6 protein-coding genes and 1 pseudogene are annotated in these 8,137 nt (G+C 59.0%); all 7 read right to left on the bottom strand.

Features of this window, described 5'->3' with window-relative positions; translation table 11 throughout:
- Positions 1–945, bottom strand: a pseudogene (locus LPA36_RS29240) (ImcF-related family protein); the annotation flags it as partial.
- A complete protein-coding gene (locus tag LPA36_RS29235; protein ID WP_228884004.1) occupies positions 911–2,116 on the bottom strand; it encodes a hypothetical protein in 1,206 nt (401 codons plus the stop codon). The gene LPA36_RS29235 and the pseudogene LPA36_RS29240, both read right to left, overlap by 35 nt.
- 116 nt (positions 2,117–2,232) lie before the next feature.
- Positions 2,233–2,493: a PAAR domain-containing protein gene (locus LPA36_RS29230; RefSeq protein ID WP_228884003.1), complete on the bottom strand. Its 261-nt coding sequence runs from the start codon at positions 2,491–2,493 to the stop codon at positions 2,233–2,235.
- Positions 2,490–3,113 carry a hypothetical protein gene (locus tag LPA36_RS29225; RefSeq protein ID WP_228884002.1) on the bottom strand — a complete coding sequence of 208 codons (624 nt, stop codon included), beginning with the start codon at positions 3,111–3,113 and terminating at the stop codon, positions 2,490–2,492. The genes LPA36_RS29230 and LPA36_RS29225 overlap by 4 nt, the downstream gene beginning before the upstream one ends.
- The gene (locus LPA36_RS29220) at positions 3,110–5,362 is read right to left on the bottom strand and encodes a M23 family metallopeptidase (RefSeq protein ID WP_228884001.1); all 2,253 of its coding nucleotides are present in this window, start codon (positions 5,360–5,362) and stop codon (positions 3,110–3,112) included. The genes LPA36_RS29225 and LPA36_RS29220 overlap by 4 nt, the downstream gene beginning before the upstream one ends.
- Positions 5,363–5,440: 78 nt before the next feature.
- Positions 5,441–7,810, bottom strand: a complete 2,370-nt coding sequence (locus LPA36_RS29215; protein ID WP_228884000.1) for a type VI secretion system Vgr family protein — start codon at positions 7,808–7,810, stop codon at positions 5,441–5,443.
- 146 nt (positions 7,811–7,956) lie between these two features.
- On the bottom strand, positions 7,957–8,137 hold a 181-nt coding region (locus LPA36_RS29210; RefSeq protein WP_228883999.1), incomplete at its 5' end, for a hypothetical protein.

Below are 8,137 nucleotides of genomic sequence, written 5' to 3'. Positions count from 1 at the left end.
GTTCGATGCGGCGAGTGCACGCAGGTTTCCACCAATCCTTTCAGCGTGGTCGCTGATGTACTTCGAGACCTCCATCAACCAGGTCGCCTTTTCCCGCGTATAAAGGCGCACACCAGCGTCTGCCGACCATCGCTCGACCGTGGTCAGCAATTCTGGCGCTCTGGCAGCCGCCTCCTGCGCCTGCCTGCGCGACTCGTTCGGCATGAAGGCGCCAACCGCGTCGAAACGTTCGGAAGGGCTGCCCTTCGCCTCGACCGGATGCAGGAACGTGACGGGCGCAGCCCAACCAAGCGCGGTTGCGATCATTGAGAGTTCGCGGGGCAGGCCCGTACCGGCTTCTTCAGCGCGAGCCACATGCACGAGGCCATCCACCGGGCGACGGCGGCACAACCGGCGGATCTGGCCTAGCCACTTTTCTTTCTCGATACCATCCGGAGCGGCGTGAACAAGGACAATCTCGCCGACGTGCATGACGCCTGCCTGCTTGAGGCCGGGGGCCACCTGATCGACGCGCTCATCGGTGCCGTCGACCATCAGCCAGCGCAGACGGCTGCGCCAGAACCAGCCATGCGAGACACGTAGCTCCTCATACATGTGTTGCAACCGCGCATCGCGCTTGAGCGGCTTCGCTGCCTTCGTGCGGTCTCCAGTCTCACTACGAAAGAGTCGCGCCGCGAAGCCGTAAGCGCCGGTCGCGAACAGGACGAGGTGAACGACGACAACGACTGCGAAGGTTGACAGGATGACGATGATCGCTTTCAGCCGCGACTCGCCTGCGGTGACGCCAACCATGTCGCCGCGCAGCGATACGATGCCGATTGCGAGCAGGGCAACGACGAACGCCGCGACGGGTAGCCCCCAGATCGCCAGACGGCTCGATGGCGGGGATTCCTCCTTCGCGGTCGTGGGCTCAAGCGAGTGCAGGGTAAGCCTGGGGTCGTTCATCGGTATTCCGGTTGTTATCTGTATCTGTTGTCGCGGGTGTTACGCGCAGGACTGCGGATTGCACGCCATCAATGATGAGTTGCGGCCCGTCTGCCGGGCCAGATTCGATGGCTGCCACGACGGACAGCCAGCCGTTTGCATCGCCGAGGTCGCCGGCAATGCGGTCCGGGCGCCGCTGCGCCTCGTCTTTCACAATGGCGTCCATATGGGCCGCGCGCAGCGCCTTGTCGCATCCGTCTACCGGGCGGGTTATCCACGCGCGCACGAACGAGGTAAAGTCAGCCTTGCCCCATACTGCGGCATTCGCGAAGCCGTATTCGACCTCGCCTGCTCGCCCGGCGACGGGCCGGTGCAGCAGCGCAGCGACCTTGACCGCTTCAGGCAGCCGGAAGTACCCCGCCGTCACGAGTACGGCGACACAACCCTCAGTGCTGCCTTCGGGCGGACCCGCTTCATGCCACGCAGTCGCTACGACGAGCAGCGGCCGTGCGTCCTTCGCGTCGAGCCATGCATCCGCGACCATCAGACCGTCCGCAGCGGCTACTGCCTGAACCGCAAGCGGCGGCAGGCCCGCGATGCTCAGGGCGTCGGTGACCATCGCCACATCCGCCTGCTCCCGGCCCGAGGCGCTCAGTACGCGCACCTGCGGCCACCATTGCCGCTCGTAGCACGTGAGTGCGTACAGGCTCGCCCCCAGTGGCTCCAGTGCCTTGGCTATCTTGAGCGTCAGCAGTGAAACCTGCTTTCTCTCCTGTTCTACCTCGACGCTTTTTTCGCCAGCCTCGGAACCGACCGTTGCGGGCTCGTCAACCATCCAGTCCGCTTCCTTGAAACGGCAGTGCGATATGAGCTTCGCTCCGGTGCGAGGTATCTGGGCAGCGGCCATGCGCTTGCCGGCGGCGATCGCACCGGCAAGGGCATGTTCGCTTTGTTCGCCAACCGGCATGCAGTAGCCGACGCCGAGCACCTGGAGAGGCTTCTGCGCCGTACGCAGTCGCGTCGCCAGCCAGCGGCTACGATGATGATTGCGCCAGTGCGCCCGATACCAGAGGCCCTCGTAACCCGCCCGCTCGATACCAAGCAGGATCAGGAACGCACCGTTAGGAGCGCAAACAAAGCAGAACCAGAACCATCCTCCGCTCGCGGACTGTCCCTTCGGCCAGAGCAGCATGGCAATGGCAACGCCAAAGACGTTGCAGGCAAGCCAGATACAGAACCACCATGGCCAGAAGCGGGGCCGACGCGGATAGGCGCTCGGGCGTCCCGCTGGAGAAAGGTCGACCGGCATTATTCGATATTGACGTTCTGGAGCGAAGAGATCAGGCGGCAGCCACACGCGCAACGGTAGTGATGGAAGGCGACCCATTTGCCGTCGCGGTCAGGGAACTTCTCATAGCCCTCGTCGATGACGGTCGGGCCGTGCTCGTCGCAAATGGCTTCGTCGCCCTTACGGGCGAGCGGGCGCCCCATGAAGTTGAACCATTCGGAGCCGCCAGTCACTTCGCCACCGTTTTCGAGCTTGTCGCCTTTACGGATGGGAGATTTCATTTCGCCACCCAGTTGAACAACTTACCGCAAGCTTTGTTGTCGATTTTGATTGTCTTTCCACTTTTTATTTCAATTACGTTAACCTCGGGATCTGACCCGCATTGATGCCGATCTACTGATATATATTTTCCGTCGAGTGATAGAACGGGGTTCATATCCGAGGCAGCTTCTTCTTCCAGCTTGGACTCGCTTACGGTAGTTCTATAGAAGCCTGGCTTTTGAACTAAATTTCTGTCACTCCCGATTTTCGCAACAACTGCCAAAAAACTCAGGGGCGAAACACCAACCGGGACCATTGATGCATAAATACCCGCCTTGATATTTACATCCGACAGGAATCCCACCTGTGGGGCTGCACGCCGAACGTGAACAGGCACGTCAGCTTTGCAGCGACTTAGCTCACCAACAGGAACATAACCGGTACCCGAGACAATAACTGCCTCACCATCCGAACTAAGTGTGACGTCAATCGGCTTCTCATCTATCAAACAATGAAAATTACCGGCCTCGGTCTGCACCGACAAATTGAAAGATTCCCCCGCGCTCGTCGCATTAGTTTTACTGTATGCGTGGACCGAGGCAGTGAGTACGGCTACAAAAACAAGAAAATTTGCCTTCACAGAAGAATTCCCTTGATCATGCGAGTAAATCTGATGCGCTTGTCGATCCCAATAAGCGCGCCGTTAATGCCTCTTGTCACATTTTTTATTACCTGCTCTTCCCTTGTGATCTCGGCTGAGGTTTTAGGTATAGTAAAGCTATCACCATCAATGGCACTGACAACCTCCGGCCTAAGGCAGGTTATGTACCACGCCCCAGAATCCAGGCAATTCTCAGGTACGGTCGCGACAACCTCAGGATTATCAATGCCTGCTGGGATCTTCGTCATTAGTGCGCGATGCTTCGCGTGATATTGCGGATCGCTCCACCACGACGCAGTAAAGCTAGATCCCAGAATCCACGCTCGATAGACCCAATAATCCGCGTAATTACTTCTGAAGGTGAGCTGCTTGAACCCGCGACCACGGAATTTCTGCGCGTCCTCCCTATCACAGTTACCACCCCTCCAGTCATATGACGAGGTGATTAGGTGACCAAGTGAATTGTATTTAGCCAGTCTGTACCATGGATCATCCTCAGTCGGAATTGCACCATACCAATGCCCAAGATCGCTCTCCGATTTTACTGACATTGGATTTGTATGGGTTCCATAAACAGCGGTTGGCGTCACGTTACCAACCATACTCGACTCTTGCATGGTACAGAGAAAATTAGATTCCACTGCACCTTGGCCCAAGAAGTGCGACTGTTTCAGGTAATTGGACATGCCGTATTTTCGCAGAGAGAAGTTTAGAGGTTTTCTGTACTTTTCTCGGATAGCATCAGCGTTGTGAGACATATGGCTGTCTGAGTAAACTAGTGCGAACTCGTCCTTTGAGAACCACGCACACTTTCTAAAATGCCGGATAAACACGAGCGGGTGGAAAAACCAGAGCTTCTGCCCTGCGGGCAGGCCCGCCACGTCCCAGAACTGTATTTCCTTGAGGTACTTGAGAAAGTCGTTGTAGCCCTGATCGTTGCCGTGATAAAAGCCACCCTCGTCGAGCAGTTTCGCGTACCGCGTCTCGTTGTTCGTACTATCCCATTCGCTAGGGGCATTGCAGATAAAACCGCGCAACGCCTGGCGTACGCCATCATGGCTTTTTACGTAGCTTGAAAGCGCGTCCGCCTTCTGCACTTCGGTCGTCGCCGCAGCGTCGGAAGGTTTAGCGTCCTTGACTATTTTCTTGAGCGCGTCAATATCGCATAGCCCGTCGGCGCCGAATGGCGTAGCACCATCGCTAAGCTTCTGCCAGCCCATGAATGACGGGAAATCCGCGTCGGATAACTTCTTGATTGCCGCGTTGTTGATATTGATATAACCCTGTTGGCCAGCAGCGTAGGTTACTTTCACCCATGTCGCACAGTCTCCCCCGGACAGTTTCGCAGGCGTCGAGAGGATGCGCCCGAAGCGCAGCATCTCGTATCCGTCGCTCGGGCAACCGCTGTATAGCGCCTTCGCTCGTTGATAGAGACCGTATTCGTAACCGCCCTCGGCTACTGGCTGGGCAGTTAGCAGCGTACGCGAACCGTCCGTCGCGACGCTCCAGACGTTGGTGTACTTCCCACCCTTGCTAAAGTAGGTCTCAACGACGAGCGGCAATGCGTTTGTACCGGTCTGGCCCGCCTCGAACTTGGTGCCATGCAGTTTGTTATGGGCGTCAGTTCCCGGCGGCAGAGCATAGAACTGTTGTCCGTCGGGAATCGTGTAGTACGTATGCCCCCAGCAATCCGTAGTATTCGGCGTATCCGGCGCGGCAATGCCGAGCTGCGTATGGCTGAAGTACGCATCGAAATCCCCCGGCATCATGAAGATCTCAAAGTGCATATACACCACGCCTTCATACCGCCCAACAAAACCGATGACATCCTTGCGCCGTACAGTCTTGCCGCCGCCTGCTGCGGCAGGCGTAACCTGTCCTTTAGTGTCCGCGCCAGACGGATTGCGCAGGAACTCAGGCAGCCGAGTTCCGTCGTGCCCGAACGACTGGTACTCGGCGAGCGGCAGCAAGTGCATGTAGAGCGAATAGAACGTCAGCGTGCGACCGTCGCCCGTTTCGGTCGAATGCTTGAGCAGGACGAAGCCAGCGTTGCCGTTGCCTGAGTCCATCGCGTGCTGGCAGACCCGGTAGGCGACGACCTCGCCGTCGGCGATTGCATAGACAGGGCCATGCGTATCGGGCGCGAGATGGGCGCCGCAATTCCATCGCCGGTCAAACGCAATTGGGTAAATGCCGTGCGCGAGTTCGAACTTGTCGACGGCGTCCATTACGGGGTCCGGCTTCGATCCGTCCGTGGACGTGAGGCCTGATTCGGGCAGAAACGGAGGGCTGATAATCATGGCGAGTCAGTTCGTGTGGGAATACCGCTCATTGAGCGTCAGGTCGCTTTTCGACAGGATCGGTAGCTGGGCCGGCACGTTGTCAGGACCGACGAAGGTGAACGAGCCTGCCTTGATGGTGAACGCGCCGGGACAGTGGAAGGTCATGTTGCCGTTCTCGATAACGAGCGAGGCCCCGCCGCTGTTGAGCGTGATTTTCGACTTCGCTGCGACCTGGACGTCCGCGCTCTCGCTTGCGACACGGAGCTGCTTCTGCGCGAACAGGTCCATGCCGTCCGTGAGCGCCGACGCTGTGAATTTCCCCTTCGCCGCAACCAGGTTGATACCTAGCTTGTGCGCGCAGAACGAGATCAGCTCGCCTGCCGCCATGCGCAGACGTTTCGCGATGCTGACGTCCATGTCCCGGGCGGTCGCGATCAGGTTCTCGCCCGCCGAGTGCTGTACCGACTTCGGTGTCACGAACGCCATGCCGCCCGGGGCGCTCGCGAGTAGCCCCGCGTCGCGCAACTGGTTCAGGCCGTCGAGCAGCGCCGACTGCGTGGCCCGATCAGCAGGATCGGCCCCGGCCTGCGTGGTCGCCGATGCCAGATCCGTCACACGCTGGAGGGCCGCCTTGAGCTGCGCGACGGCGGCAGGCATGTCCAGGTGCTGCGTGTCGGCACCGGCTGCTGCGTCCGCCGAAAAGAACAGTCCCTTCGCTGCGCGCATCGTGCCCCACGATTTCGTGGTCGCTTCAAAGCCCTCACCACGAGCGAGCTTTTTACCGTTGAGCAGATAGCCCTGGTTGAACGCCGTCTGGCTATACACTGTCGCCAGCCGTGCGCTTTCCTTGCCCTGCAGGTCGTTGAAAACGACCTCGGCACCGAGCAACGGCGAGCGCCAGATGGCATAGCTATACAACGCATCGGTGCCCCGAACCGGATCGCGGTGGGCATAGTCGTGCAGGGCTCCGGTGATGTGCATGCGATCCACGTCCGCGTGCGCCCCCTCCAGCAGCACCTCGGTGTCCGGCAGCAGCGGCGCGTGGAGCCCGCCCTGATCCGATGACGACACACGCACCAGACGCAGTTTCAGCAACTTGTTGTCGGTGTTGTCCGCGCCCTGCAGGAATTTCGGCAGCACGCTATAACGCCCGTGCTCGTCCATGTCGCCATATGGGGCAGAGTCGCTTGTCGTGACCACGCCGACGACCGGACCTTTCAGAAAACGCCAGTCCCGCTCGTAGTCAAATCTGGGCCGGTAGGTCAGATGCGCGGGCATCGCCTTGAAGCGGGCGTGTGCCGGTGTCGTGCGGCTGCCTTTCATGACCATCGACGTGATCACGAACCCGTATTCGGCGCGTGGCACCTTCACATTGGTCGTTTTCATCACGACGCCCGGCGCAATGCCCAGGGCGTTCGTCGTGCCGGAAAGCGTCACCTGCCGTGCGATCTGTTCGTCACGCCGCATCTGCGTGACTGCTTCGCCCTGCTGCTGCGTCAGGTGGAACTCCGCGCTGCGGCTGACCTGTCCGAACACCGAGCGGTCGCCGGCTTCACTGGAGACGTTCGCCGTCGCGCGTAACCGGTCGTCCGGCGTGCGGTAGTTGCGCTCGTACAGTTCAATTGTGGCGGGCACAAGGGTACGCGCGTCATTGAGCGACAGCACCGCCTCGTGGCACCCGGCCGAGAGGCCCGAATCCGGGATCAGCGGAACCTCGACCGAACGGATATAGGCGCGCGGATTGTTGGCAAAGACAATCGTGTCGAGCTGGCCATTCTTGCCGCGCCCCTGCTTGTAGAACCAGAAAACGCCTTTGCGACGGCAGTGCCGGGTGATGAAATTCCACAAGGATTCCTCATACATCACCACCTGTTCCATCTTCTCCAGCAGCCCTTCGATCTGGAATTCCACGTCGAAGGCGTCGAAGTTCTTGCGGTCAACCAGCGCCTGCCGGATCATTTCCTGCAGCGTCACGTCCTTGAAGGTATCGGACTTGATGATCCGCTTGCAGAGAGCGGCAAACCGCGGCTCGATGCGCAGCCGGTAGGTGGCTTCGTCGCGGCTTACACCGATACGCTCGATGCGCGTGATCACGCCGTTGAAGGTGGCGGCTTCGTGATCGACGGGTTCGACATAGCTGACCGAGGGTACTGCCACGCGCTCATCGACCTGCAGCCCCGCACGCCGTCCAACGTACTGCTTGCCGTCGAGATCGAGCTGCGACGAGGTTACCGTCACATCCGCCGTGTAGTCCTTGCAGAATCCTCCGCGTACCCGGAACTTCACTACGTCGAAGTCGTGTTCGAGAATCCCGACCCAGACCCGCAGACGCTGGCTCAGACGCGCGCTCGGGTGGCGCAGCGCGTCGGTGAAGCTTTTGGTCACAGCATTCATTCACACATCCCATTCCGGTTGAAAGGCACGAGGTGAGGTCGTTGCTTTCGCAGCTATCGGCACCGAAATTTAGGGGTTGCAACAGAAAAGCGTCAATCAGATTGAACAGAGACGTCGGAATTAATCAACGTTTATGTCAATCAATGTCAGATTTGACCAATCTTGTTTTTTAAGATGTGATTGAGTGGTAAATGAGATTCGCGATCGCGCGGAAGGGGGGTAGTCCCCCCGAGAATTAACGGGTGTTCAAGGTAGAATTTTCTAGCAGCAGGATCAACAGGAAATTTTGCATGAAGACGTCCAGATTCACGGAAAGCCAGATCATCG

It is taken from the genome of Paraburkholderia saeva, assembly GCF_907164555.1.
GTDB lineage: Bacteria > Pseudomonadota > Gammaproteobacteria > Burkholderiales > Burkholderiaceae > Paraburkholderia > Paraburkholderia saeva.
The sequence above is the reverse complement of the archived record's forward strand: the minus strand, read 5'-3'. Positions and strand labels throughout refer to the sequence as shown.